Origin of the sequence: Mesorhizobium sp. M0145 (assembly GCF_040322355.1) — a bacterium.
GTDB lineage: Bacteria > Pseudomonadota > Alphaproteobacteria > Rhizobiales > Rhizobiaceae > Mesorhizobium.
In genome coordinates this window covers 242201-268106 of record NZ_JAMYTK010000001.1, presented here as the reverse complement: position 1 = coordinate 268106, position 25906 = coordinate 242201, and the positions used below count along the sequence as shown (strand labels likewise).

19 protein-coding genes and 1 tRNA gene are annotated in these 25906 nt (G+C 63.6%); 8 read left to right on the top strand and 12 right to left on the bottom strand.

Annotated features, from left to right (window positions below):
* Positions 1-110 precede the first annotated feature (110 nt).
* From NKJ28_RS01365 to NKJ28_RS01340, 6 genes are read right to left on the bottom strand one after another with little or no spacing between them, the layout of a single operon-like run.
* Positions 111-1364: an ABC transporter substrate-binding protein gene (locus tag NKJ28_RS01365; RefSeq protein WP_031194023.1), complete on the bottom strand. Its 1254-nt coding sequence runs from the start codon at positions 1362-1364 to the stop codon at positions 111-113.
* A gap of 59 nt (positions 1365-1423) precedes the next feature.
* The gene (locus NKJ28_RS01360) at positions 1424-2935 is read right to left on the bottom strand and encodes an aldehyde dehydrogenase family protein (RefSeq protein WP_023675370.1); all 1512 of its coding nucleotides are present in this window, start codon (positions 2933-2935) and stop codon (positions 1424-1426) included.
* 15 nt (positions 2936-2950) lie between these two features.
* The gene (locus tag NKJ28_RS01355; RefSeq protein ID WP_352633679.1) at positions 2951-3727 is read right to left on the bottom strand and encodes an enoyl-CoA hydratase/isomerase family protein; all 777 of its coding nucleotides are present in this window, start codon (positions 3725-3727) and stop codon (positions 2951-2953) included.
* A complete protein-coding gene (locus NKJ28_RS01350; protein WP_352454051.1) occupies positions 3720-5321 on the bottom strand; it encodes an acyl CoA:acetate/3-ketoacid CoA transferase in 1602 nt (533 codons plus the stop codon). Before NKJ28_RS01350 ends, NKJ28_RS01355 begins: the two co-directional genes overlap by 8 nt.
* The gene (locus tag NKJ28_RS01345) at positions 5318-6334 is read right to left on the bottom strand and encodes a Gfo/Idh/MocA family protein (protein ID WP_352568156.1); all 1017 of its coding nucleotides are present in this window, start codon (positions 6332-6334) and stop codon (positions 5318-5320) included. The genes NKJ28_RS01350 and NKJ28_RS01345 overlap by 4 nt, the downstream gene beginning before the upstream one ends.
* Positions 6331-7386 carry a LacI family DNA-binding transcriptional regulator gene (locus NKJ28_RS01340; protein WP_352454053.1) on the bottom strand — a complete coding sequence of 352 codons (1056 nt, stop codon included), beginning with the start codon at positions 7384-7386 and terminating at the stop codon, positions 6331-6333. The genes NKJ28_RS01345 and NKJ28_RS01340 overlap by 4 nt, the downstream gene beginning before the upstream one ends.
* A 243-nt stretch (positions 7387-7629) precedes the next feature.
* On the opposite strand from NKJ28_RS01340, the gene NKJ28_RS01335 reads away from it, so the two are divergent.
* The gene (locus NKJ28_RS01335; RefSeq protein WP_352633676.1) at positions 7630-8781 is read left to right on the top strand and encodes a dihydrodipicolinate synthase family protein; all 1152 of its coding nucleotides are present in this window, start codon (positions 7630-7632) and stop codon (positions 8779-8781) included.
* A 155-nt stretch (positions 8782-8936) separates the two neighbouring features.
* Positions 8937-9899, top strand: coding sequence for a GDP-L-fucose synthase (gene fcl / locus NKJ28_RS01330; protein ID WP_352633674.1), 963 nt, complete (start codon positions 8937-8939; stop codon positions 9897-9899).
* 66 nt (positions 9900-9965) lie between these two features.
* Here the strand turns inward: fcl and NKJ28_RS01325 are convergent.
* A tRNA-Val gene (locus tag NKJ28_RS01325) sits at positions 9966-10040 on the bottom strand.
* Between the two features lie 104 nt (positions 10041-10144).
* Positions 10145-10507, bottom strand: a complete 363-nt coding sequence (cpdR, locus tag NKJ28_RS01320) for a cell cycle two-component system response regulator CpdR (RefSeq protein ID WP_006199474.1) — start codon at positions 10505-10507, stop codon at positions 10145-10147.
* A gap of 153 nt (positions 10508-10660) precedes the next feature.
* Here cpdR and NKJ28_RS01315 point away from each other — a divergent pair, with 153 nt between their 5' ends.
* The 3 genes from NKJ28_RS01315 to NKJ28_RS01305 all read left to right on the top strand — a co-directional run bounded on the left by NKJ28_RS01315 (position 10661) and on the right by NKJ28_RS01305 (position 13316).
* A complete protein-coding gene (locus NKJ28_RS01315) occupies positions 10661-11602 on the top strand; it encodes an N-formylglutamate amidohydrolase (protein WP_352488728.1) in 942 nt (313 codons plus the stop codon).
* 328 nt (positions 11603-11930) lie between these two features.
* Entirely contained in the window at positions 11931-12704 is a 774-nt protein-coding gene (gene hisN / locus NKJ28_RS01310; protein WP_352568152.1) for a histidinol-phosphatase, read from the top strand.
* A gap of 102 nt (positions 12705-12806) precedes the next feature.
* Positions 12807-13316: a DUF1579 domain-containing protein gene (locus tag NKJ28_RS01305; RefSeq protein WP_352588141.1), complete on the top strand. Its 510-nt coding sequence runs from the start codon at positions 12807-12809 to the stop codon at positions 13314-13316.
* Positions 13317-13336: 20 nt separating this feature from the next.
* On the opposite strand, the gene NKJ28_RS01300 is transcribed toward NKJ28_RS01305, so the two are convergent.
* Positions 13337-14308 (bottom strand): alpha/beta fold hydrolase, encoded by a 972-nt coding sequence (locus tag NKJ28_RS01300; protein ID WP_352633671.1) that lies wholly within the window; start codon positions 14306-14308, stop codon positions 13337-13339.
* 474 nt (positions 14309-14782) lie between these two features.
* Between NKJ28_RS01300 and NKJ28_RS01295 the strand changes: the two genes are divergently transcribed.
* Complete coding sequence (locus NKJ28_RS01295) at positions 14783-15247, top strand: Hsp20 family protein (protein WP_023675381.1); 465 nt, start codon at positions 14783-14785, stop codon at positions 15245-15247.
* Between the two features lie 90 nt (positions 15248-15337).
* On the opposite strand, the gene NKJ28_RS01290 is transcribed toward NKJ28_RS01295, so the two are convergent.
* On the bottom strand, positions 15338-16390 hold the full coding sequence (locus NKJ28_RS01290; RefSeq protein WP_352576130.1) for a threonine aldolase family protein: 1053 nt from the start codon (positions 16388-16390) through the stop codon (positions 15338-15340).
* Between the two features lie 475 nt (positions 16391-16865).
* Between NKJ28_RS01290 and gltB the strand changes: the two genes are divergently transcribed.
* Together gltB and NKJ28_RS01280 are read left to right on the top strand one after the other, a co-directional pair.
* Complete coding sequence (gene gltB, locus NKJ28_RS01285) at positions 16866-21596, top strand: glutamate synthase large subunit (RefSeq protein ID WP_352576129.1); 4731 nt, start codon at positions 16866-16868, stop codon at positions 21594-21596.
* Positions 21597-21739: 143 nt separating this feature from the next.
* A complete protein-coding gene (locus tag NKJ28_RS01280; RefSeq protein ID WP_352448228.1) occupies positions 21740-23194 on the top strand; it encodes a glutamate synthase subunit beta in 1455 nt (484 codons plus the stop codon).
* A 22-nt stretch (positions 23195-23216) separates the two neighbouring features.
* On the opposite strand, the gene NKJ28_RS01275 is transcribed toward NKJ28_RS01280, so the two are convergent.
* Complete coding sequence (locus tag NKJ28_RS01275; protein WP_352633669.1) at positions 23217-24464, bottom strand: SGNH/GDSL hydrolase family protein; 1248 nt, start codon at positions 24462-24464, stop codon at positions 23217-23219.
* Between the two features lie 26 nt (positions 24465-24490).
* Complete coding sequence (locus NKJ28_RS01270) at positions 24491-25717, bottom strand: lytic murein transglycosylase (RefSeq protein ID WP_352588121.1); 1227 nt, start codon at positions 25715-25717, stop codon at positions 24491-24493.
* Positions 25718-25906: the final 189 nt, after the last annotated feature.

Here is a 25906-nt window from a genome sequence, read left to right as displayed (position 1 = left end):
TGTCTCGGGCTCTGCGGCACGAAAGCGTGCCGGTCGGCGCAACCGCAAAACCTCGCCGCAGGGGATCTCCCCGGCTTGCGCCGGGGAGATCATTCACATGGGCGGGTGCCTTACTTGGCGTCTTCGATCGCGCTGACCAGTTGGGTCACGGCCTCGTCCGAGGTCTTGATCTGGCCGTGCACGAATTTCGAGACGACATCCTTGTAGGCGTTGGCAACCGCGGGAGGCGCGCCATAGCCCTGCGCCAGCGAACCGAACAGCGTGCCGCCTTCATTGGCGGCCTTCAGGTCGGCCATGCCCTTCTTGCCGCAAGCGTCGAAATCGGTGTCCGGCACGTCGGTGCGGGCCGGAACAGAGCCCTTGACGACGTTGAAGGCCGACTGGAAGCTCTTCGACAGCGTGGCGGTGGCCAGGGCGATCTGGGCGGCCTTGCGGTCCTCCGGAACGTTGAACATGCCGAACATGTCGGAGTTGTAGACGACGCTGCCGTCGGTGCCCGGGAAGCGGTAGCACAGGAAGTCGGTGCCCGGGACCTTCTTGGCGGCGTTGAATTCGCCCTTGGCCCAGTCACCCATCACCTGCACCAGCGCATCGCCCTTGATGACCATGGCGGTGGCGAGGTTCCAGTCCCGGCCCGAGAAGTTCGGGTCGACATAGGTGACGAGCTTGGCGAGATTGTCGAACGACTTCTTCATCGTGTCGGACTTCAGCGACTCCTCGTCGAGGTCGTTGAAGGCCTTCTTGTAGAACTCAGGCCCGCCGGTCGACAGCACGACTGAGTCGAACATTGTCGCTTCCTGCCAGTTCTGGCCGCCCAGCGCGAGCGGGATGACGCCCGCCGCCTTGGCTTTGTCCAGCAACGCAATGAAGTCGTCGAAGGTCTTGGGCTCGGTGCCGCCGATCTTGTCCATCACCGCCTTGTTGATCCATAGCCAGTTGACCGAGTGGACGTTGACCGGAGCCGCGACCCACTTGCCGTCATAGACGGAGAATTTCTGCAGGGCCGCGGGAACGGACTTGTCCCAGCCTTCCTTTATCGCCGTCTCGGTCAGGTCGCCCATAACGCCGGCTGCGGCGTAATCGAGCACGGTATAGCCAAGCATCTGCGAGGCGGTCGGGTAGTTGCCCGCTGCCACCATCGCCTTCAGCGCGGTCATGGCGGCGTCGCCGCCGCCGCCGGCCACCGGCACGTCCTTCCAGGCAAAGCCTTCCTTGGCCAGATCCTGCTTGAGCACGTTCAGAGCGGCAGCTTCGCCGCCCGACGTCCACCAATGCAGCATCTGGACTTCCTTGACGTCCTCGGCATGGGCCGCGAACGCAACGCCCGATGCGAGAGCCGTCCCGATAAGCAGTTTGCGCAACATGTACTTCCTCCCTTGTTGAACTTACACGACCGGCGGATGCCCACCGGGTTCTTCCCAACTCAGCCGACCCACCATCCGGTGCGCTGGCCGCGATGAAACTGGATTGTCTTTTCCTCGGTATAATCCTCGACGGCGCGCTTGCCGAGTTCGCGTCCGAGACCGGACTGCTTGTAGCCGCCGAAAGGCAGTTCGGGGTAACCCTCCATGAACGTGTTCACCCAAACGGTTCCCGAACGCACATTCCGCGCCACCGACATGCAGGTATCGATGCTGGCGCTCCACACGCCCGCCGATAGACCATAGGGCGTGTTGTTGGCGATGTGCAACGCCCTTTCAATCGATTCAAAAGTCAGCACCGAGAGCACCGGACCGAACACTTCCTCGCGTGCAATGGCCATGTCTTCGGTGACGTCGCGAACGATGGTCGGATCAAGATACTGGCCGGCGCTCGAAGCAAGCTGATTGCCGCCGCTACAGATCCGGCCGCCGCCGTTTTCCGCTGCCGTCACGTAGCCGGTGACCTTGGCCATATGGTCGGCGGAGATCATCGCGCCGACCTTGGTGCGGTCGTCGAGCGGGTCGCCGACAACCACCTTGGCGGTGAGGGCTTTGACGGCGCCGAGGAACTCGTCGGCGATCGCCTCATGGACGATCAGCCGGCTGCCGGCATTGCAGCATTCGCCGGCATTGAAGAAGCCGCCGAACACCGCCGCGTCGGCGGCGGCCTCGAGGTCGGCATCGGAAAAGACGATCTGGCCGTTCTTGCCGCCGAGCTCCATCGCGACTTTCTTCAGCGAGTTGGCGGCAGACGCCATGGTCATCTTGCCGACGCGGGTGGAGCCGGTGAACGACACCATCTCGACCAGCGGATGGCTGACCATCGGTGCGCCGACATCGGCGCCCAACCCGGCAAGGATGTTGACGACGCCGTCCGGCAAGCCGGCCTGCATCAGGATCTCGCCGAGCACAAAGGTCGAGGCCGAGGTCATCTCGCTCGGCTTGACCATCGCCGTGCAGCCGGCGGCGAGCGCGAAGGGTAGTTTCTGGCTGACGATAAGGAACGGGAAATTCCACGGCGTGATGATGGAGACGACGCCGATCGGTTCGCGCAACACGACGCCGAGCATGGCATCGCCGAGATTGGCGTAGCTTTCGCCGTGAAGCGTCCGCGCAAGTGCCGCGGCATAGCGCCAGATGTCGACGGCGCCGCCGATCTCGTCGCGCGCCTGCGCAATCGGCTTGCCGGATTCCAGCGCGTCGAGCCGGGCAATCTCGTCCAGCCGCGCCTCGATCAGGTCAGCAGCCTTGAGCAAGATCGTGGCGCGTTCGGCGGCCTTCATGCGCGGCCACGGGCCGGTCTCGAAGGCCTTGTGCGCGGCCTGAACCGCAGCCTCTACGTCCGCCGCGCCGGCGTGTGCATAGCGCGAGACGGTGAAGCCGTGGCCGGGGCTGCTACGCTCCAGTGTGCGGCCGTCCTGGGCGTCGACGAACCTGCCGCCGATCAGCAGCCGGTAGCTTTTCGGCGCTGCGGCTGCCTCGGCGGGCATAGCGATGTTGAGGGGTGCGTTCATGTGATTTCCAGGTTCCTAAGATCTTGAGAACGCCGGCTTCTGCTTGGCCTTGAAAGCCTCGACGCCGGCCCTGAGATCGCTTGTCAGCGCGATGAAGCCGCTGGCCAGCGCTTCGATCGCGGCAGCACTCTCTTCGCCCTCGGCGATTGTAATCATCAGCTTGGCGGCTTCGGTCGAGAGCGGCCCCCGCTCAGCGATCTTGCCGGCCCAGGCCTTGGCTTCGGCGAACGCCTTGCCGGTCTCGACCACCCTGTCGACCATCCCCACTGCCATCGCATCGGTTGCCAGAAACACCTCGCCGCCGAGCGCCATCCGCCGCACCGCCTGCGCACCGAAGCGGCGCACGGCGCGCTGTGTGCCGGACCAGCCGGGAACGACGCCGATCGAGGTTTCGGGGAACCCCAGCTTCACCTGCGTTTCCGCCACGCGAAAGTCGCAAGCCGCCGCCAGTTCCAGCCCGCCGCCCAGCGCATGGCCGGCAAGAACGGCGATCGTCGGCTGCCGCAGCCGCGCCAGCCGGTCGAAGACGCGGTGGCCGTAGCGCACCCATTGCACCTGGAAATCGGCAGCGCTCATTTCTGCCCAAGCCTCGACGTCGCCGCCGGCGCAAAAGCCCTTGCCTTCGCCGCAGACCAGCACGACGCGGACGCGGGTTGCTGTCTCGGCCTCGTCGAGTGCCGCTTCCAGCGCCCGCAGCATCGGAATATCGAGCGCGTTGAATTTCTCCGGCCGGCGCAGCGTGACAATGCCGATGGCGCCGTCGGTTTCAAAGGTTACCAGACGCTCAGCCATGTGCGCCTCCAAGCGACGCGCCGCCATTGAGCGATAGGCCGATCGGCCGGTCCCGGTAGAGCGCATCCGGCGTCACTTTCAGGTCGTTGGCGACGGCGAGCGGGATCTCGGCCTGCGCCAGCACATCGCGCTCGAGGTCGATGCCCGGCGCCAACTCGGTCACCATCAGCCCCGCAGGCGTCAGCTTCATCACGCAGCGCTCGGTGACATAGGTGATATCCTGTCCCTGCGCGACGGCACGCTTGCCCGAGAAGGAGATATGCTCGACCTCGCCGACGACTTTCTTGACCTTGCCCTCCTGGTCGATGCGGATGCCGCCACCGGCAAGCGACAACTTGGCGCCGGCATTGAAGAAACCGGAAAAGACGATCTTCTTCGCCCGCGCGGTGATGTCGACGAAGCCGCCGGCGCCGGCGGTGACATGCGGCCGCGCCGAAAGCTTCGAGACATTGACAGAGCCGTGGCGGTCGATCTGCAGGAAGGACAGCAGCGAGGCGTCGAAGCCGCCGGCCTGGAAATAGATGAACTGGTGCGGCGAAGGCATGAAGGCGTCGGCATTCGACGAGCAGCCGAACTTGAAATCGAGCAGCGGCACGCCGCCGACCGCGCCCTGTTCGATGACCCAGGTGACCTTGCCGTGCTGGCCTTCCTCGAGCAGGATGCGCGGCACATTGGCCGAGATGCCGAAGCCGATATTGACCGCCATGCCGTCGGCAAGCTCCATGGCGACGCGGCGCGCAATGACCTTCTGGACGTTCATCTCGGCGTTGCGAAAGCTCGACAGTGGCCGGAAGATCTCGCCGGAGATGGCCGGATCGTAAGGCGTCAGCGTCGTCTGCAACTGGTCGGGCGCCACCACGATATGGTCGACCAGCACGCCGGGCACGCGCACATCGTGCGGCTTCAGCGTGCCGTTCGCGACGACGCGCTTGACCTGCGCGATGACGATGCCGCCATTGTTGCGGGCGGCCAGCGCCTGTTCGAGGCCGCCGAGATAGGCACCCTCATGCTCATAGGTAAGGTTGCCGCGCTCGTCCGCCGTGGTGGCGCGGATGATCGCGACCTGCGGTACGATCGAGCGGAAATAGAGCCATTCCTCGCCGTCGAACTGCTGCACCGAAACGATCGGCTCGCTGGCGGCAGCATTCATGGCGCAACCCTGATGGCGCGGGTCGGCAAAGGTATCGAGCCCGACCTTGGTCAGCACGCCGGGGCGCTTGGCCGCGGCCTCGCGATGCATGTCGAACAGGATGCCGGACGGCACGTTATAGGCGGCGACCGAATTGTCGCCGATCATCTTCCAGATCTGCGGCGGTTCCGACGATGACGGCCCGGACGGATAGGAGCCGCACAAAGTGCGCTTCAACAGGCCGGGCTTGGCTAGATGGTCGATGCCCTTGATGCCGTACATGTCACCGGCGGCGATCGGATGCAGCGTCGTGATGTCCCTGGGATGGCCTTCCGCGTCGAAGCGCTCGCCGACGGCAGCCAGCACCGCATCCGGACAGCCGAGGCCGCTCGACGATGACACGGAAACGACCATGCCATCCCTGATCAGGCCGGCAGCTTCAGCCGCTGAAACGAGCTTGCTCACGCGGCGCTCCCGAGCTTCGGGTCGATGGCAACGGCGTTTCCGGACCTGGCCGATTGCAATGCCGCCTCGGCTGATGTCAGCGACCAGACGCCGTCCTCGCCGGTGGCGGACGGCTGGCCGTCGCCACGGATCGCTGCGTGGAATTCGCGCAGCGAACGGGCATAGAGGTCTTCGCGGTCGAAGCTCAATTCCTCCTCGCCCTGTGCCGTGCGAAGCAAGACCGAGCCGACCGGCTTCTGCGTCATCACATTTTTGGCGATCAGCGAGCCTTCGCTGCCATGCACCTCGAAGCCGGTGCCGGCGAATTTTGTCGTGAAGCCCTCATGCGATTGGGCGATGACGCCCGATGCGAAGCGCCAGAGGCACATGGCGCCGTCTTCCAGTCCGCCGGCGGCCATGCCGGCCGACTGCGTGAATGCCGAGATCTCGACGGGATCGTCGCCGAGCACGAAGCGCAGCGTGTCGGCATCGTGGACGGTGATGTCGAGCACCACGCCGCCGCCGGCGTCCGGCCTGGTGATGCGCCAGCCCTGCAGGTTTTCCGGCAGATAGACGGAGTGGAAGACGCGCGCGGCGATCAGCCTGCCGATGCGGCCGGCAGCGATCGCTTCGCGCATCGCCCGATGCGAGCCGGCATTGCGCAGATGGTGATTGGTGCCGAGCACGACGCCGGCGGCCCTGGCCGCCGCGACCATCTTGCGCGCGTCGGCGCTGGTCAGCGCCAGCGGCTTTTCGCACAGCACATGCTTTCCCGCCTCGATGGCGGCGAGTGCCTGTTCGAGATGCAATTCGTTAGTGGTCGAGATGTAGACGGCGTCGATATCGGATTTGAGCAGGGCGTCGAGCGTCGAGACCGCCGCCGGAATGCGGTTTTCACTGGCGTAAGTGGCGGCGCGCTCCGGGCTGGAGCTCATCACCGCGGCGATCTCGCCGTCCTTCTGCGCGCGGATGGCGCCGATCATGAACTGTCTTGCGATCGTGCTGGCGCCGATCAGCCCCCAACTGACGGTCATGCCGCGTCTCCCATTCCTGCACAGCCATGCTCGTTGCGATCGGGGCCGCAGCTTTCCCTGACCACGAGGTTGACGGCGCCGATATGATCCTCGGCGCGCGTGGTGCGCGATTGGATCATCTTCAGCACGACATGGGCGGCGCGCTCGCCGAGGCCGGCGGTGTTCACCGCGACGCTGGTCAGCGCCGGCATATAGTGCTCGGCCTCGGCGACGTCGTCGAAGCCGACGACGGCAAAGTCCGCGCCGGGTTCCAGGCCGCGCTTGCGCAGCGCCAGCAAGACGCCGAAGGCGACCGCATCGTTGAAGCAAAGGGCCGCGGTCGGCGGCGCGGCCATGGCAAGTGCGGTTTCCAGGCAGGCAATACCGCCCTTGCGGCTGGTTTCGCCCTCGAAGACCAGCCTGTCGGCCGGTTCGATGCCGAGCGCTTCACAGGCCTCGCGAAAGCCGCCCAGGCGCTCGTGATAGACGACAAGGTCGGACGAGCCGCCGAAGAAGGCCAGCCGGCGATGGCCCTTGCCGATCAGATGGGCGGTGGCGAGATAGGCGCCGCGATGATTGTCGGGCGTGATCACCGGGATACGGCTTTCGGGAAGCCGGCGCATGACGAAGACGACCGGAACGCCTGCGGTCTCAAGGCGACGGAACGCGCCAGGCGTGGTGCCGCGCGCCGGCGACACGACGAGCCCGGCGACACCCTGCTCCATCAACGATTTCAGAACCTCTTCCTGGCGCACCGGGTTTTCAGCCGTATTGGCGATGAAAGGCACGACGCCGGCCGACTGGAAGACGCGCTCCATGCCGACCGCGAGCTCGGCGAAAAACGGATTGGTGAGATCGTTGATGACCATGCCGATGACGTTGGAATGGGCCTTGCGCAGATTGGCGGCGCCGCGGTTGTAGACATAGCCGACGTCCTCGATCGCCTTGCGCACCTTGAGCGCGGTTTCGGGCCGGATCAGCCCGCTGCCTTGCAGCACCAGCGATACCGTCGATTTGGACACGCCCGCCTCACGGGCTATGTCGAGTATCGTTGCCTTGGCCCGGCTGGCCATCCAGATCCGTCCTCCCGGTGGTTTCTTGTGCGATTTTATTGGAACGATCTAATCCCTGCGGCGCATTTGAGTCAATCGCGTTTTTGCGAACCCGGGAAAAATGCGGCTCGGTGGCGCAATTCTCCGGCAAGCAGGGCTTTCGGCTGCTGCGATGCAGCAATTTTCGCTGCACGAGGCAGGGCGGCAAAATATCTTGATTTGTTGGAACGTTCCATTTAATAGGCGTTGGTAAGGGAGAGAGCCATGGACATCACCTTGCCCGGGGAAGGCGCCGGCCGTGTCCGCTACCGGCTTGTCGGCCAGCCGGTGCAGCCTGTGGCCGGCGCTCGCTTCTCGCGCATCGCCTACGCCGCCGCCCATGTCGTTGCCGATCCCCTCGCCATGACCGATCCGTGGTCGAGGCCCGCGGTCGACTGGGACAAGACGATGGCGTTTCGCCATCACCTCTGGCGGCTTGGCTTCCGTGTCGCCGAAGCGATGGACACCTCTCAGCGCGGCATGGGTTTCGACTGGGCGAATGCCAAGGAATTGATCCGCCGCTCGATCGCCGAGGCGCGCAGCGTCGAAGGCGCCGATCTTGCGTCGGGCGCCGGCACCGACCATCTGGCGGGGGGCGCCAGCAGGCTAGACGATGTCATCGCGGCCTATGAAGAACAGCTCGGCTTCATCGAAGGGCTTGGCGGCAAGGCGATCATGATGGCCAGCCGGGCGCTGGCGGCGGTCGCCAAAGGCCCCGACGACTATATCGGCGTCTACGACCGCATCCTGTCCCAGGCCTCCGGCAAGGTCATCCTGCACTGGCTGGGCGACATGTTCGACCCGGCGCTGAAAGGCTACTGGGGCAGCAGCGATTTCGAAACTGCGCTGGAGACGGTGGTCGCGATCATCGAACGCCATGCCGGCAAGGTCGAAGGCATAAAGATATCGCTGCTCGATGCCGGCAAGGAGATTGCGCTCAGGGACCGGCTGCCTGAGGGCGTGCTGATGTTCACCGGCGACGATTTCAATTACCCCGAGCTGATCGCCGGCGACGGCGACAGACATTCGCACGCGCTGCTCGGCATTTTCGATGCCATCGCGCCGGTCGCCAATGCAGCGCTGGCAAGGCTGGCCGACGGCGACCGCGCCGGCTATGACGCGCTGATGGCGCCGACAGTGCCGCTGTCGCGCAAAATCTTCGAGGTGCCGACCGAATATTACAAGGCCGGCATCGTCTTCATGGCATGGCTGAACGGCCACCAGGAGCATTTTTCGATGGTCGGCGGCATGCAATCGGCGCGCGGCATCCGTCACTATGCCGATGTCTTTCGCCTTGCCGACCAGGCAGGGTTGCTGGCCGACCCCGAACTCGCGATTGCCAGAATGACAAGCCTCTGCGCGGTAGCAGGCATCTGATCGCAAACGCTGTCCGATCCAAAGTCAGGTTCGGTAGCTTGCGATTTGCCTTGTCTGGGCAAATCTGTATGCGGTATGCGTCCGGCAACAGAGAAGCCGATCCGGCGCTCCGCCGGCCAACTGGCATAGCTGCCGTTCTGCATTGGGGTAAGCTGATGACCTTCGACCTTCAGGGCAAGCGCGTTTTCGTGGCCGGACATCGCGGCATGGTCGGCTCGGCAATCCTGCGCAGATTGGCCGACGAGGATTGCGAAGTCCTGACCGCCTCGCGCGCCGAGCTCGATCTTCTCGACCAGGCCGGCGTGCGGCGCTGGATGGCCGACCGCAAGCCGGATGCAGTGGTGATGGCGGCGGCCAAGGTCGGCGGTATCCTGGCCAACAACAGGCTTCCCGTCGATTTCCTGCATGACAATCTCGTCATGCAGAACAATGTCATCGACAGCGCCTTCCGCAACGAGGTGCAGAAGCTGCTGTTTCTCGGTTCATCCTGCATCTATCCCAAATTCGCGGCGCAGCCGATCTCCGAGGACGCCTTGCTGACCGGGCCGCTCGAGCCCACCAACGAATGGTATGCGATCGCCAAGATCGCCGGGCTGAAACTGTGCCAGGCCTATCGGCGCCAGTACGGCGTCGACTACATCTCGGCGATGCCGACCAATCTCTACGGTCCGGGCGACAATTTCGACCTCAATTCCAGCCATGTCGTGCCCGCTCTGATGCGCAAGGCGCACGAGGCCAGGCGCGCCGGCCGCAAGAGCCTGGAGGTGTGGGGATCAGGCACGCCGATGCGTGAATTCCTGCATGTCGACGACGCCGCCGACGCGCTGGTCTGGTTGCTGAAGAATTATTCGGGGGACAGCCACATCAATGTCGGCTCGGGAGAAGACATCACCATTGCCGATCTTGCCCGCACCATCGTGTCGGTCGCTGGCGCCGATGCTGCGATAACGTTCGATGCGACGAAGCCGGACGGCACGCCGCGCAAGCTGATGGACGTGTCGCGTCTGTTCGCCACCGGCTGGCGCCCGCGCTACTCGCTGCGCAGCGGATTGGAACAGACCTATGCCTGGTTTCTGGAGCACGTCGAGACCGGCGATCTGCGCCTCGGTGCGGCCTGACGCCGGTATAGGCCGGGAACGTCAGTCGACGAAAAATACCGACGGCCAATTGAGGGATTATCTGGATGGTGGGCGTGACAGGGATTGAACCTGTGACCCCTGCAATGTCAATGCAGTGCTCTCCCGCTGAGCTACACGCCCATCCGAAGCCGCGCATACACCATTTTTGGTTCGGCACGTCAATAGCGGGAAAAGCGAAAGAATGGCTGGCTTGCCGGGTCGGTCAAGACGCGAGAAAAAACGCGTCAGGCGGCCTGCAGCATCTTTTCGACTTCGTTGACGAGGTCGCGCAGGTGGAACGGCTTCGATAGCACCTTGGCGTCTTTCGGCGCCTTGGAATCAGGGTTCAGCGCGACGGCGGCGAAGCCGGTGATGAACATCACCTTGAGGTCGGGATCGATCTCCGTGGCGCGACGGGCGAGCTCGATGCCATCCATCTCGGGCATGACGATGTCGGTCAAAAGTAGCGAAAAAGGTTCCTCGCGCAGCCGCTCATAGGCACTGGCGCCATTGTCGAAATCGCTGACCTGATAACCGGCGCGCTCCAGCGCCTTGACGAGGAACCGGCGCATGTCGTCGTCGTCTTCCGCCAGCAGAATGCGTGCCATCTTGTCCCGTCCGAATCACCCAACCGACAATGCCGTGCGGCAAGCCCGTTAACCATGCTGTATATGAGGAGGTGACGGTAAACATCAAGTGAACGTTGGCCGCACAATCCTGATTTGGCTTGCGCTTCGGCGGCTGGACATGCGGGCGGCGAGGTGGCACTTTCCTATCATGATGCATTGGTATTTCCGGGTTCGTTCAAATTGAAAACGGCAGCCGAGGATTTTTCGGTCGTTCCACCCTTCGAAATCCGATCGGGCGCCGAACAGCGCGTTCCCTTCCTCTTCAACTCGCCGCATAGCGGCCGCTACTATCCGGACCGGTTCATGGCTATGGCCAAGCTGGACCGCAACGCCATCCGCCGCTCAGAGGACTGCTATGTCGAGGAATTGTTCGGCGGCGCCGTCGCGCTCGGGGCGCCGATGCTGGCGGCAAACTTCCCGCGCGCCTATCTCGACGTCAACCGGGAGCCGTGGGAACTCGACCCGCGCATGTTCGCCGAACCGGTGCCGTCATTCTGCAACATCCGCTCGGCGCGGGTGGCCGGCGGGCTCGGCACCGTGCCCAAGCTGGTCGGCGAGGGGCTCGACATCTATTCCGGCCGCTTGCCGCTGGCGGAAGCCGTGGCGCGCATCGAAGCGGTCTACAAGCCCTATCACGAGACGCTGAAACGGCTTTTGACCAGAACCCATGCGCGCTTCGGCTACGCCGTGCTGATTGACTGCCACTCGATGCCGGCAAGCATAAGGGTCGGCGACAGCGGATTGCGGCCGGACTTCATCGTCGGCGACCGCTTTGGCATTTCCGCCGCGGCGGCGTTGACCGAGACGGCGATCGGCCTGCTCACCGGCATGGGCTACAGCGTCGCCCACAACAAGCCCTATGCCGGAGGCTTCATTACCGAGCACTATGGCCGCCCCGTGCGCCATCTGCATGCGCTGCAGATCGAGGTCAATCGCGGGCTCTACATGAATGAGCGGACGTTCCAGAGATCGGCTGGTTTCGACGCCCTGGCCGACGATCTGGCGCGGTTTTCGGCCGAACTGATGGCGATGCCCGATCACAATTTCATGGATCTGCCGCTGGCCGCCGAATAGCCGCGGAATCGCGGTACTCGCCGCTCATGCGGCAGCGTAAAAAAAGACCGCATCGTTTGCACGACACGGTCGAAGTCTAGGGAGGAAACGCCCAAGGAGGGCATGGACAGGAACCCCTGTCCGAGAACAAACGTATTGTGCGCTGCACAAATGTCAAGGCGCGTTCCGGCTTTTTTAATTCATTGTGAAGTGGAAATTGCATTTCCATGACGGCGGCGTTGCATTCGAGCAACAGTTGGCACCATGCGAAAGGCTCCGAACGCCTTTGTTTCGGCATAAATCCGTAGGCAAACGGGCATCTCCAAACATGCTGGAGCGGGAGAATCAGTTGGACATCAGCATCGAGTTCATGCGGCGCATTGCGCGTGCCGCCGCAGCCGAGACCTTGCCGCGCTTCCGCAACCAGGGCGCGGTCACCAACAAGGAGCGCGGCAGCTTCGACCCGGTCACCGAGGCCGACCGCGAGGCCGAGCGCGCCATCCGGGCGCTGATATCAGCGCAGTACCCCGATCACGGCATTCTCGGCGAGGAACATGGCGGCGAAAACATCTCCAGCCGGCATGTCTGGGTGATCGATCCGATCGATGGCACGCGCGCCTTTATTTCCGGCCTGCCGGTATGGGGCACGCTGGTCGGGCTGACGGTCGACGGCGATGCCGTCGCCGGCATGATGTCGCAGCCCTTCACCGGCGAGCTGTTCTACGCCAATGCCTCGGGCTCGCATTATGAAGGTCCCGGTGGCCCGCGAAAACTCGCGACGCGCAAGACGACGAATCTCGCCGAGGCGACGCTGTTCACCACCACGCCGGCGCTGTTCAAGGGAGACGCGCGCCTGCGCTACGACCTGTTCGAGCAACAGGTCCAACTCGCCCGCTACGGCACCGACTGCTATGCCTTCGCCATGGTGGCGGCGGGCAGCGTCGATATCGTCGCCGATCCCGGATTGAAGCCCTACGACATCGTCGCGCTGATCCCGATCATCGAGAAGGCGGGCGGCGTCATCACCACTTTCGAAGGCGGACCGGCGGAAAAGGGCGGCGACATTCTGGCAGCGGCGACACCGGAGCTGCACGCGGCAGCAATGGCGGCGCTGCGCGGCTGAGATTGGCCATTGCTGCCCAGGCAAGATCGTTGCCATACCTCCTGACAGGATGATGTCAGTTGGCATGCGCTATGGAACGCTGTCAGCCGGGGAGGACCATAGATGCCGACGCAGCCAGCAGCCAGCCATTCCGATGCTCCGGCGGACGGGCGGAGCGATTTCGATTTCTTTTTCGGGCGCTGGACCGTCGGCCATCGAAGATTGCAGAAGCGGCTGCAGGGCGACGGCAACTGGGATGTGTTTGGCGGCACGTGCGAGGTGCGGCCGATCCTTGGCGGCCTCGGCAATGTCGACGACAATTGGATTGAATTGCCCGGCGGGCCCTATCGCGCCGCCACCTTGCGGACCTTCGACCCTGCGGCGAGGCAATGGTCGATCTGGTGGATCGACGGCCGCAATCCGTCGACCATCGATGTTCCGATGCGCGGCACTTTCGTGGCGGGCGTCGGCACGTTCCTGTGCGAAGACGTCTTCGACGGCCAGCCGATCCAGGTCCGCTTCCTGTGGTCGCGGATCACGGACGGGTCGGCGCGCTGGGAGCAGGCCTTTTCGCCGGACGGCGGCAAGGCATGGGAGACCAACTGGATCATGGATTTCGCCCGCACGAGCTGAAGCCGGACAAGGTATGTGGCTCAGACGTCACCGGTTCCGGGGATGAAGGCATCGAATGCGGCTAGCAACTGCTCGCGATAGAGATCGGCTTCCTGCAGGATCTCATGGCGGGCGCCGTCGATCATCACTAGCGAGCCGACGCGCAGACGTCTCGCATAGGCCTCGACTGCCCTGGTCGAGACGACCTGGTCGGCGCCGGCGGCGATCATCAGCAAGGGCACGTGGATCTTGGCCATGAAATCCGGGTCGCTGACGATCAAGGACGCCTCCGTCGCCGCCTTCAGCCAGCGGATCGTCGGTCCGCCGAGCGCCAGCTGCGGATAGGTTTCGTAGATCAGCGTATTGCGCCGATAGCGTTCCGGGTCGCTGGTCAGCTTGTTTATGGCGAAGGGCACCGATTCCTTGGGCCGCGGCCCCCATGCGGCATAGAGTCGGCCAAGGCCGAGAAGGCAGAACAGCGAACAGATGCGGCGGACGGTTTTTACCGAAACCGGCAGGTCCGGCACGGTGAAGAACGGTGCGATCAGCACCATGCGGCGCACGCGGTTCGCCATCGAGGGCGCGGCGAGCAGCGCAATCACCGCGCCGGCCGAGTGGGCCAGTATGTAGTAGGGTCCTCGGCAATCGGGCAGCACGATCTCCTCGAAGAACTGCTCCAGATCGCCGGTGTAGTCGAAGAAGCTCCGGACGAAGCCGCGCTGTCGGTCGCCGATCAGCCGGTCGGAAGCGCCCTGGCCGCGCCAGTCGAGGGTTGCCACGCCAAAGCCCCGGTCGGTAAGGTTGCGAATGGTCTCGAAATACTTCTCGATGCACTCGTTGCGGCCGGTCAGGACAACGACGGTGCCCTTCATCGGGCGGGCAACCGCGGCAAACAGCCCATAGCGGATCTTCTTGCCGTCGCGCGTGGTGAAGAAGCCGCCGGCCGTGTTTTCCGGCAGCGGATTGCCCGGAGTTTCGTGGAAGAGAGGGGGCTGGTGGAGAAGATCGGTCATACGGTGTTTGGTTGGTGTCGGTGCCGGCGTGGGCGCAAGTCAGGCATAAACGCCCATGCGCCAAAAGCAAAAGGAATTCGGGACGCCGGGGAGGTCGACCCAGGCAGCGAACAAGTAAGGCCGGAAGCAGCCTTGGCGTGCTTCCGGCCTCTGTCGACCGGGAGGAAGGGACGTTACACCCGGTTCGGCCTCGTCGTGTCGCCTTTTCCGGCGACCTGTTCGTGATCTCGAGAACAGTTTTAGTGCCGCCTGGCTGAACGCTCGCCGAAGCCACGGTTCATCTGCCGTTCATCGGCATCGGGACGTGGGCCGGGACCGGTTCCGTTCGGACGCGGGAAAATCTTGAAATGCCGTCGCCGGCTTCCCAAATTTGTCATGCGGTCGCCAATGTCGGGGCCACTGGTCCATCCGGAACGCCGTCACGGGTTTCGCACCGGCCATACGCAACCTTGTTGCTCAACAGGAGAACACACCATGCGTCACGTTGATTTTTCCCCGCTCTACCGTTCGACCGTCGGTTTTGACCGGCTGTTCACCATGCTCGATTCGCTTGCGCAGCCGGAAGGCCAGACGTATCCGCCTTACAACATCGAGCGCACGGGCGAGGATGCCTATCGCATCTCGATGGCTGTGGCCGGCTTCTCGGAAGATGAGATTTCGATCGAAGCTCACCGCAATGTGCTGACCGTCAAGGGTGAGCGCAAGGAGGAAGGCAATGGCGAAGGCTCCGAACTGCTCTATCGCGGTATCGCCAGCCGAGCCTTCGAGCGCCGCTTCCAGCTTGCCGATCACGTCGAGGTTGTCGGCGCCGCGCTGAAGAACGGCCTGCTCTTCGTCGACCTCAAGCGCAACATCCCCGAAGAGCTGAAGCCGCGCAAGATCGCGATCACCTCGGCTCCGGCCAAGGCCAAGCAGATCGAGGCCAAGACTGCCGCCTAAGCCAGGCAGCTAAACTCCGGGACGCCAACTCCCCGGGAAGAAAGGGCGGTGCAGCAATGCGCCGCTCTTTTTGCTGGTGGGCAAGGCTTGCTATCCGGCGAGCAGGTAGCCGAAACGGTCGACCTCGTCGGGCGTGGTCGCGAAGCTGGTGACAAAGCGATAGAGCGCTTCGTCTTCGCCAATGTAGCTGTCGTAGCCGAGCGGCCTGTGCCAGTCGTGGAAGGCCGCCCCTGCCGCTTGCATTCTTTCGGCCTCGGCCTTTTTCATGACTGCGAAGACCTCGTTCGCCTGCGGCAGCCAGGCCAGCCGGGCCGAAGGGGAATCTTCTATCGCCGCGGCAAGCCGTGCCGCCATCGCATTGGCGTGCCGTGCTGTGTCGAGCCATAGCCCACCCCTGAAATAAGCATCGAATTGCGCGGCGATGAAGCGCGATTTCGAGAACAGCTGGGCCGCGCGCTTGCGCAAAAAGGCCAATTCCTTGGCTCGCTCGAGGTCGAACAGCACGATCGCCTCGGCGCACCAACAGCCATTCTTGGTGCCGCCAAAGGAGAGGATGTCGACACCGTGCTTCCAGGTCATTTCGGCCGGCGTCGTTTCCAGCGCGACGAGCGCATTGGCAAAGCGGGCCCCATCCATGTGCAGCGGCAGTCCATGCTGCTTTGCGATCGCCGAAATCCTGGCGATTTCGTTCAGCGTGTAGACGGTGCCGACTTCGGTCGACTGGGTGATCGAAACGGCAACCGGCCGCCCGGAATGGACGTTTTCGGGTGCGAAACGGTCCACCGCCCGTTCCAGATTGCCGGCATCGATCCTGCCGAGTGCGCCTTCGACTGTATAAAGCCGCGAACCGCCGGTGAAATATTCCGGTGCACCGCATTCGTCCTCGATGACGTGCGATTCGCGATGGCAGAAGGAAATGCCGCCTGGCTTGTTATAGGTAGTCAGCGACAGCGAATTGGCAGCGGTGCCGGTGGCGACGAAAAACACCGCGACCTCGCATTCGAAGATTTCATTGAAGCGCTGGTAAACGGCCTTGTCGAGGGCACCGTCGCCATAGGCGGTGGAGAAGCCGTCGGCATGGCCCGACAGGCCGGCAGCGATACGGGGATGGGCGCCTGCCCAATTGTCGGAAGCGAAAATCATGCGTCTGCCTATGCTGGGGAAATCGATGCGAGCTTGGCCGCTTTCGCATGTCGGCCGCAAGTGGCAGATGCCGAAAATCCGCTAAAGCCAGCGAAACGCATGAGCGTAGATGCGGCGACTGAAGGCTACGCTGACACGGCGTTCCGCGCAATTTTCTGTCGCGAAAGCCTCAAGAATTTTGTGAATCGGTCTTGTGTGCATCCAAAATTTCTGTCATAAAAATTTAGGACAGTAGTGCTGTCTTATTTTGTCGCACAAAACTGGCCGCATTGGCATATGATTGCGCCTCTGCGGCATTGCCGCGAGCGACAGCTAGACAGCCTGGCTCCGGCCTGTACGAATACCATATGCGAACCATGCGGAAAGCCGCACGGTCGGCAAGAACTTCGCAAGACGTGCCGCAAGATTGAAAGGGGAGCCACGCGCTTCCCGACGGAAACCAGCGCCCGAAGGGGACGGAACGGAGGACAGGACGATGACGGACATGACGCCATCTGCGACGAAGGCCGCGCAGACGAAAGCGGCAGCCGTCAAAAATCCGTCCCTGACCAATATTGGGCGAACCAGCACCGGCTATGCCGCGCACGGCCTCTATGATCCGCGCAACGAGCATGATGCCTGCGGCGTTGGCTTCATCGTCAACATGAAGGGCGGCAAGTCGCATCAAATCGTCGAGGACGGCCTTGCCGTGCTCGAAAACCTGACGCATCGCGGCGCCGTCGGCGCGGATCCGCTGATGGGCGACGGCGCCGGCGTGCTGGTGCAGCTGCCGGACCGCTTCTTCCGCGAGGAGATGGCCAAGCAAGGGGTCGAACTGCCGAAGCCCGGCCACTATGCCGTCGGCCATGTGTTCATGCCGCGCGACCCGGAGCTGCAGGCGCATATCGAAGGCATCATCGCCGAGGTGGCGCAACTCGAGGGCCAGCCGCTGCTCGGCTTTCGCGACGTGCCGGTCGATAATTCGTCGCTGTCCAAGGCGCCCGACATCGCCGCTTCCGAGCCGGTGCACCGACAGGTATTCCTGGGCCGCGGCGCCGAGATCGAGAACGACGACGATTACGAGCGGCGGCTCTACATCCTGCGCAAGGTCATTTCCGGCCGTATCCACGAAGAGACCAAAGGCGTCGACAACGGCTTCTATGTCGTCTCGATGTCGTCGCGGACCATCGTCTACAAGGGCATGTTCCTGGCCTATCAGGTCGGCGCCTACTACAAGGACCTCACCGACCCGCGTTTCGAGACGGCGCTGATCCTGGTCCACCAGCGCTTCTCGACCAACACGTTCCCGTCGTGGAAGCTGGCGCATCCCTACCGCATGGTCGCCCACAATGGCGAGATCAATACGCTGCGCGGCAACGTCAACTGGATGGCGGCGCGGCAGGCCTCGGTCGATTCCGAACTGTTCGGCAACGACATCTCGAAGCTGTGGCCGATCTCCTATGAAGGGCAGTCCGACACCGCCTGCTTCGACAATGCACTCGAATTCCTGACGCAGGGCGGCTATTCGCTCGCCCACGCCATGATGATGCTGATCCCGGAAGCCTGGGCCGGCAACAAGCTGATGGGTCAGGACCGCAAGGCCTTCTACGAGTATCACGCAGCCCTGATGGAGCCGTGGGACGGGCCAGCGGCGGTTGCCTTCACCGACGGCCGCCAGATCGGTGCCACGCTCGACCGCAACGGGCTGCGGCCGGCGCGCTACATCGTCACCGACGACGACCGCGTCATCATGGCCTCGGAAGCCGGCGTGCTGCCGGTGCCGGAGGAAAGGATCGTCAAGAAGTGGCGGCTGCAGCCCGGCCGCATGCTGCTGATCGACCTGGACAAGGGCCGCATCGTTTCCGACGAGGAGATCAAGTCGGAGATCGCGACCAGGCACCCCTACAAGAGCTGGCTCGCCAACACACAGCTCATCCTCGAGGATCTGAACCCGGTCGAGCCGCGCGCCCTGCGCAGGGATGTCTCACTGCTCGACCGCCAGCAGGCGTTTGGCTACACCCAGGAGGACACCAAGCTGTTGATGTCGCCGATGGCGACCACCGGCCAGGAAGCGGTCGGCTCGATGGGTACCGACACGCCGATTTCGGCAATGTCGGACAGATCAAAGCTGCTCTACACCTATTTCAAGCAGAATTTCGCACAGGTCACCAATCCGCCGATCGACCCGATCCGCGAGGAGCTGGTGATGAGCCTGGTGTCCTTCATCGGGCCGCGGCCCAACATCTTCGATCTTGTCGGCAATTCGCGCCGCAAGCGGCTCGAAGTGCGCCAACCGATCCTGACCAATGGCGATCTGGAGAAGCTGCGCTCCGTCGGCCACACCGAAGACCGTTTCGACACCAAGACGATCGACATCACTTACGGTTCGAATGAAGGCGCGGCCGGCATGCAGGGCGCCATCGACCGGCTATGCGAGCGCGCCGAGGCGGCGGTCGCCGGCGGCTACAATATCATCATCCTGTCGGACCGTCAGCTCGGCCCGGACCGCATCGCCATTCCGGCACTGCTGGCGACTGCGGCCGTGCACCATCATTTGATCCGCAAGGGATTGCGCACGTCGGTTGGGCTCGTCGTGGAATCCGGCGAGCCGCGCGAGGTGCATCATTTCTGCTGTCTCGCCGGCTACGGCGCCGAGGCGATCAATCCCTATCTCGCTTTCGACACGCTGCTCGACATGCACAAGCGTGGCGAATTGCCGGCGGAGGTCGATGCCTACGAAGTCGTCTCCCGTTACATCAAGTCGATCGGCAAGGGCATCCTGAAGGTGATGTCCAAGATGGGCATCTCCACTTACCAGTCCTATTGCGGCGCGCAGATATTCGACGCCATCGGGCTCAAGTCGGACTTCGTGCAGAAGTACTTCACCGGCACGGCGACGCTGATCGAAGGCGTCGGGCTGGACGAGATCGCCGCCGAAACGGTCAGCCGCCACACCGACGGCTTCGGCAACGACCCGGTGCTGCGCAACAGCCTCGAGGTCGGCGGCGAATACATGTTCCGCATGCGCGGCGAGGCCCATATCTGGTCGCCCGACGCAGTGGCGACCTTGCAGCACGCCGTGCGCCAAGGCTCGTGGGAGACGTTCAAGGACTATTCCGCCCAGATCGACAGCGAGACGGCGCAGGCGCAGACCATTCGCGGCCTGTTCAAGATCAAGCTTGCGCAAGAGACCGGGCGTAAGAAGGTCAAGCTCGACGAGGTGATGCCGGCGGCCGATATCGTCAAGCGCTTCTCGACCGGGGCGATGTCCTTCGGCTCGATCTCCAGGGAAGCGCACACGACACTGGCGCGCGCCATGAACGCCATCGGCGGCAAGTCGAACACCGGCGAGGGCGGCGAAGAGGCCGACCGCTATCTGCCACTGCCGGGCGGCGGCAAGAACCCCGAACGCTCGGCAATCAAGCAGGTCGCTTCGGGACGCTTTGGCGTCACGGCGGAGTATCTGGTCAATTCCGACATGATGCAGATCAAGGTCGCGCAAGGGGCGAAGCCCGGCGAGGGCGGCCAGCTGCCGGGCCACAAGGTCGATGCGACCATCGCCAAGGTCAGGCATTCGACGCCGGGCGTCGGCCTGATCTCGCCGCCGCCGCATCATGACATCTATTCGATCGAGGATCTGGCGCAGCTCATCTACGACCTGAAGAACGTCAATCCGGCGGCCGACGTATCGGTCAAGTTGGTCTCGGAAGTCGGCGTCGGCACGGTTGCGGCCGGCGTCGCCAAGGCGCGTGCCGACCACATCACCATATCAGGCTATGACGGCGGCACCGGTGCCTCGCCGCTGACCTCGCTCAAGCATGCCGGCAGCCCATGGGAGATGGGCCTTGCCGAGACGCACCAGACGCTGGTGCTCAACGGCCTCAGGTCGCGCGTCGCGCTGCAGGTCGATGGCGGCCTGCGCACCGGGCGTGACGTCATTATCGGCGCACTGCTCGGCGCCGACGAGTTCGGCTTTTCGACCGCGCCGTTGATCGCGGCCGGCTGCATCATGATGCGCAAGTGCCATCTCAACACCTGCCCCGTCGGCGTCGCGACACAGGACCCGGTGCTGCGCAAGCGCTTCAAGGGCACGCCCGAGCACGTCATCAACTTCTTCTTCTATGTGGCGGAAGAGGTGCGGGCGCTGCTTGCCGAGATGGGCTACACCCATCTCGACCAGATCATCGGCGACACCGACCTTCTGGAAAAGCGCGAGCTGATCCAGCACTGGAAGGCACGCGGGCTCGACTTCAGCAAGATGTTCTACAAGCCCGATGCGCCGCACGAGGCGGTGCACTGGACCGAGCGGCAGAAGCATCCGATCGACGACGTGCTCGACCGCAAGCTGATCGAACTCGCAAAGCCGGCGCTCGAAGCCAGGCAGCCGGTCAGTATCGAACTGCCGATTCGCAACGTCGACCGTTCGACCGGCGCCATGCTGTCGGGCGAGGTGGCAAAGCGCTTCAAGCACAAGGGCCTGCGCGAGGACACGATCTCGGTCAAGCTCACCGGCACGGCCGGCCAGTCCTTTGGCGCCTTCCTGGCGCGCGGTGTCTCGTTCGAACTGGTGGGCGCTGCCAACGACTATGTCGGCAAGGGCCTGTCGGGTGGCCGCATTGTCATCCGCCCGCCGGAGAACACGAAAATCGTTGCTGCCGAGTCCATTATTGTCGGCAATACCGTGCTCTACGGCGCAACCGAGGGCGAGGCCTATTTCTGCGGCGTTGCCGGCGAGCGTTTTGCCGTGCGCAATTCGGGTGTCGCCGCCGTCGTTGAAGGCGTCGGCGACCATGGTTGCGAATACATGACCGGCGGTATCGTCGTCGTCATCGGCCAGACCGGCCGCAACTTCGCCGCCGGCATGTCGGGGGGCGTCGCCTATGTGCTCGACGAGGCGGGTGATTTCGCCGAACGCTGCAACATGGCGATGGTCGAGCTGGAGCCGGTTCCGGAAGAGGACGACCTGATGGAAAAGCTGCTCCACCATGGCGGCGATCTCGACCATAAGGGCCGTGTCGACGTATCCGGCGATATGACCAGCCATGACGAGGAGCGGCTCTACCAGCTGATCTCCAACCACGTCCACTACACCGGCTCGGTACGAGGTCGCGAAATCCTCGACGACTGGGCGACTTTCCGGCCGAAATTCCGGAAGATCATGCCGGTCGAATACCGCCGCGCGCTGATCGAGATGGAGCGGATGCGCATGAACGTGGCGGCGGAATAGATTTGGAAATTGCCGGGAGGCCGTGCGTCCCGGCAACCCTCTTCATCAACAATCCTGACCTCGGACTGAAGGTTGCCACAGCTGCCTTATGAGGTTAACGGGTGCGTCGCCAGGCGTGCCTTCCGGACAGTAGGGACTGGACTATGGGCAAGGTAACAGGGTTTCTCGAGATCGACCGGCAGGTGCACAAGTACCAGCCGGCTTCCGACCGCATCCGGCATTTCCGCGAGTTCACGCTGCCGATGTCGGACAAGGAGGTCGAGAAACAGGCCGCGCGGTGCATGGATTGCGGCATTCCGTATTGCCATGGACCGACCGGCTGCCCGATCCACAACCAGATCCCGGACTGGAACGACCTCGTCTACAATGGCGACTGGGAAAACGCGATCCGCAACCTGCATTCGACCAACAATTTTCCGGAATTTACCGGCCGCATCTGCCCCGCACCTTGCGAGGAAGCCTGCACGCTGAACCTCGAGGATATTCCGGTCGCCATCAAGACGATCGAGCAGGCGATTGCCGACAAAGCCTATGAAACCGGCCATATCCGGCCCTATCCGCCGGAACGGAAGACCGGCAAGCGCGTCGCGATCATCGGCTCGGGGCCGGCAGGCATGGCGGCTGCCCAGCAACTCGGCCGCGCAGGCCATGACGTTCACGTCTATGAGCGCGAGAGCCGGCCGGGCGGGCTGATGCGCTACGGCATCCCCGATTTCAAGATCGAGAAGCATTATATCGACCGGCGCATCGAGCAGATGCAGGGCGAAGGTGTCAGCTTCCATTGCGGCGTCAATGTCGGCGTCGACAAGCCGGTCGCCGAACTGCTCGCCGAATATGATGCCGTGCTCTATTGCGGCGGTTCCGAAACGCCGCGCCCGGCCAACATCCCGGGCGACGATCTCGACGGCGTGCACGACGCCATGCCCTATCTGGTGCAGCAGAACAAGCGTATCGGCGGCGAGCCGATCCAGTCGGTCGCATGGCCGTCGCGCCCGATCGTCGCCGGCGGCCAGCATGTCGTCGTCGTCGGCGGCGGCGACACTGCCTCAGACTGCGTCGGCACCGCCTTCCGCCAGGGCGCGGTGCGCGTCACCCAGCTCGACATCCGGCCGCAGCCGCCGGAAAAGGAAGACAAGCTGTCGGTCTGGCCCTACTGGGCGACCAAGATGCGCACGTCATCGTCGCAGGCCGAAGGCGCCGAGCGCGAATTCCAGGTGGCGACGCTTGAATTCATCGGCGAGGACGGCCAGCTGACCGGGGTCAAATGCTGCGAGGTCGACGAAAAGCGCAAGCCAATCGCCGGCACCGAATTCGTCATCCGCGCCGATCTCGCGTTCATCGCCATCGGCTTTGCCGGGCCAGCCGCTCGCGGGCCGGTCTCGGAACTCGACGGGCAGATGAAGATCGTCACCGACAGCCGCCGTTCGAAGAATGTCGAGGCCAATGACCGGGACTACAGGACCAGCGTCGAAAGGCTCTATGCGGCGGGCGACGTGCGGCGCGGCCAGTCGCTGGTCGTCTGGGCGATCCGCGAGGGCCGCCAGGCGGCGCGCGCCATCGACGAGGCGCTGATGGGATCGAGCGTGCTGCCGCGCTGAGCCCGTTCCGAAGAGGTTCTGTTTACTGGCGGATCGCCGTCGTCGTATCGGATGCGGCCGCCGTCGCAGGCTGTGTCTTGGGTGGCCACGAGAAATCGTCGGCACGGCCCGGTGAGGCGTCGGGCGCCTTGCCCTCGATGACAAGCCTTTCGCCCGGCAAATGCTTGTCCGCTTTTGCCGGCGGGGCGGCGCCGAGAAGTTCCGAGCCGCCGTCCAGCGCCGGATCGCTGAGCAGCATCGGCACGGTGCGATCGACAGCTATCGGTGCGGCAGCAGGTGACGGCGCCTCGACGGGAGCGCCGGCCGGGGCAGACGCTGTCACCACGCTTCCCGGCGCGGCCAGCCCAAGGATCTTCATCAGCGGCTTTTCGGTATAGAAGGCGAGCTTGCGCTTGCCGGCCTTCGACATGTTGATGCCGTCGTCGGAGCGCAGGCGCACCGATTGGCCGTTGATGTCCGGTCCGCTGGTGATGAAGGCGCCGTTCTCGTCGACGAACCCGTCCCAGACGTCGACGAATTCGCCGCCGTGGCTTTCGGCGGACGAGCGGAAGATGTCGTTGAAGGCCAGCATGTCGGAGGTCATTTTCGAGACCCGGAAGGCCGGCATGCCAACCCACAGATACGGCACCTTGGTTGCTGCGATGGCCTTGCCGAACGCTTCGGTCCGGCGCTCGTATTCCTTGGTCCAGTTTTCGGATCGCGGCTGCTCGCGCACATCGCCGACGCGCATCTGCTGCCGGTCGTTGGATCCGAGCATGACGACGACGGCTGCCGGTTTTTCGGCAGCGATCAGCGACTTGACCTGGTCTGGCCAGTTGTAGACATCGTCACGCACGAAGCCGGACGATCCGTTGGCACGGACGACGATCCTGACGCCGGTGTTCTCGGCAAAGGCGGCGTCGAGCCCCTCAGCCAGCCCAGACGCCATGAAATCGCCGACCACCAGAACGACGCGTGCATCCGGCGCCTTCTCGGCCACCGGGGTTGTCGGCTCGGCCGGCGGCGGCCGGCGAACTGACCGGGGCTTTCTCAGCTTGGGCCTGGGCTTTGTTCTCTGGAATTCTCTCTGGAATTCGGGCGGCGGCTGCTCAAACCGCTCGCTTCTGCGCGGAAACAACAGGTCGCGCAGCGACCAGCCACGACTTTCCGGCTCCTGCGCCATGGCCGAGGTATGAAAGGCACTGGCGGCGCCGACTGCCAGAACGGCGATCGCCAGAACCAGGATCGGCACGCGACGAACGATTAACCGGATGCGCGCAGCCGAAACCAATCACCCTCTCCATCCCGCAACCGGCTCTAGTTCTGCCTGAGCCATTTGAGCACTTCCTTGCTCGGATACCCGTCCTGGGTCAAGCCGGCCTTTGCCTGGAAGGCCATGATGGCGGTTTTCGATCCGTCACCGATCTTGCCGTCGAACTTGCCGTCGTAATAGCCGTGCTCGGAAAGTCGCTTCTGAAGCTCCTGCCTTTCCTCGAAGGAGAGCTTGGTAAACGGTCGCTTCCAGTCCTGCACAAGCCCGCCATAGCCGGCAATTTCGTCGGCAAGAAGGCCCACGGCGAGCGCATATTTGTCGGCATTGTTGTAACGCTTGATGACCGAGAAATTCTTGATCATCAGGAAAGCCGGCCCGCCGCGGCCGCCGGGCAGCTTCAACGTCGCCTTGTCCGCACCGTTCTTGAACGGCTTGCCGTTGGCACGGCTGACCCCCAGCGCCTGCCATTGCGACAGCGACTTCGAGCCTCCGGGCAGCTTCTTGCCGTCCGGAAGGCTGACCTCATAACCCCAGGTCTTGCCTGCTTGCCAGCCGTTCTTCCTCAGCAAATTGGCGGCTGTCGCCAGTGCGTCGGGAATCGAATTCCAGATGTCGCGCTTGCCGTTGCCGTCCATATCGACCGCATAGGACTGGTAGCTGGTGGGGATGAACTGGGTATGGCCCATCGCGCCGGCCCATGAGCCGCTGAGATGGCTTTCGTCGATGTCGCCGGTCTGCAGGATCTTCAGCGCCGCGATCAGCTGGGTGCGGGCAAATTTCGCTCGCTTCGGGTCGGCATAACCAAGCGTCGCCAGCGAGCGCACCACATTGCGCATGATATCATCGCGCTTGAGGGTTTCGCCGTAGTTCGATTCCATAGACCAGATGGCCAGCAGGATGTAGCGGTCGACGCCGTATCTTGCCTCGATCCTGTCCAGCCAAGGCTTCCATTTCCTTGCCATCTGCTGGCCGACGGCGACCGACTGGTCATGGACGCGGTTGTCGAAATAATCCCAAGCGGGTGCGGTGAATTCGGGTTGAGTACGGGCCTTTTCCAGCACCACCGGGTCAGCATCGTTGATGCCCTTGAATGCCTGGTCGTAGACGGAGCCGGAAACGCCGCTCGCCACGGCGGTAGCACGGAAGCTGGCGACCCATTGGCGGAAGCCGGCATCGGCAAAAGCCGGCCCGCTGGGCATGAGCAAGGCAAACGAGAGGCTGGCGGCCGTCAGGACGCTGGTGAAGCGCCTTGCGGCGTTGCGAACGGACATCTTTTCCTCCTTCTTCATCTCAGGAAGACTATTCATCGCCGAACCCGGTTAGCATTTGGTTTACCATAGGTGTCGTCCGGGGTGAAAAGATGCGTCAATGCTTTACCAGCTGAGATTTCTGACCCGCCGTTCAGTAATCCTCGATTTCGGCATGAAAATGTCTCGAATCGGGATTGCCGAACAGTCATG

Coding starts and splice junctions, on each gene's coding strand:
- NKJ28_RS01360 (WP_023675370.1), bottom strand. CDS start 2,935: ATGAACGCACCCCTCAACATCGCTATGCCCGCCGAGGCAGCCGCAGCG.
- gltB (WP_352576129.1), top strand. CDS start 16,866: ATGACGGACATGACGCCATCTGCGACGAAGGCCGCGCAGACGAAAGCG.
- NKJ28_RS01280 (WP_352448228.1), top strand. CDS start 21,740: ATGGGCAAGGTAACAGGGTTTCTCGAGATCGACCGGCAGGTGCACAAG.
- cpdR (WP_006199474.1), bottom strand. CDS start 10,507: ATGGCACGCATTCTGCTGGCGGAAGACGACGACGACATGCGCCGGTTC.
- NKJ28_RS01270 (WP_352588121.1), bottom strand. CDS start 25,717: ATGTCCGTTCGCAACGCCGCAAGGCGCTTCACCAGCGTCCTGACGGCC.
- NKJ28_RS01290 (WP_352576130.1), bottom strand. CDS start 16,390: ATGATTTTCGCTTCCGACAATTGGGCAGGCGCCCATCCCCGTATCGCT.
- NKJ28_RS01295 (WP_023675381.1), top strand. CDS start 14,783: ATGCGTCACGTTGATTTTTCCCCGCTCTACCGTTCGACCGTCGGTTTT.
- NKJ28_RS01340 (WP_352454053.1), bottom strand. CDS start 7,386: ATGGCCAGCCGGGCCAAGGCAACGATACTCGACATAGCCCGTGAGGCG.
- NKJ28_RS01305 (WP_352588141.1), top strand. CDS start 12,807: ATGCCGACGCAGCCAGCAGCCAGCCATTCCGATGCTCCGGCGGACGGG.
- NKJ28_RS01355 (WP_352633679.1), bottom strand. CDS start 3,727: ATGGCTGAGCGTCTGGTAACCTTTGAAACCGACGGCGCCATCGGCATT.
- fcl (WP_352633674.1), top strand. CDS start 8,937: ATGACCTTCGACCTTCAGGGCAAGCGCGTTTTCGTGGCCGGACATCGC.
- NKJ28_RS01345 (WP_352568156.1), bottom strand. CDS start 6,334: ATGACCGTCAGTTGGGGGCTGATCGGCGCCAGCACGATCGCAAGACAG.
- NKJ28_RS01300 (WP_352633671.1), bottom strand. CDS start 14,308: ATGACCGATCTTCTCCACCAGCCCCCTCTCTTCCACGAAACTCCGGGC.
- NKJ28_RS01365 (WP_031194023.1), bottom strand. CDS start 1,364: ATGTTGCGCAAACTGCTTATCGGGACGGCTCTCGCATCGGGCGTTGCG.
- NKJ28_RS01335 (WP_352633676.1), top strand. CDS start 7,630: ATGGACATCACCTTGCCCGGGGAAGGCGCCGGCCGTGTCCGCTACCGG.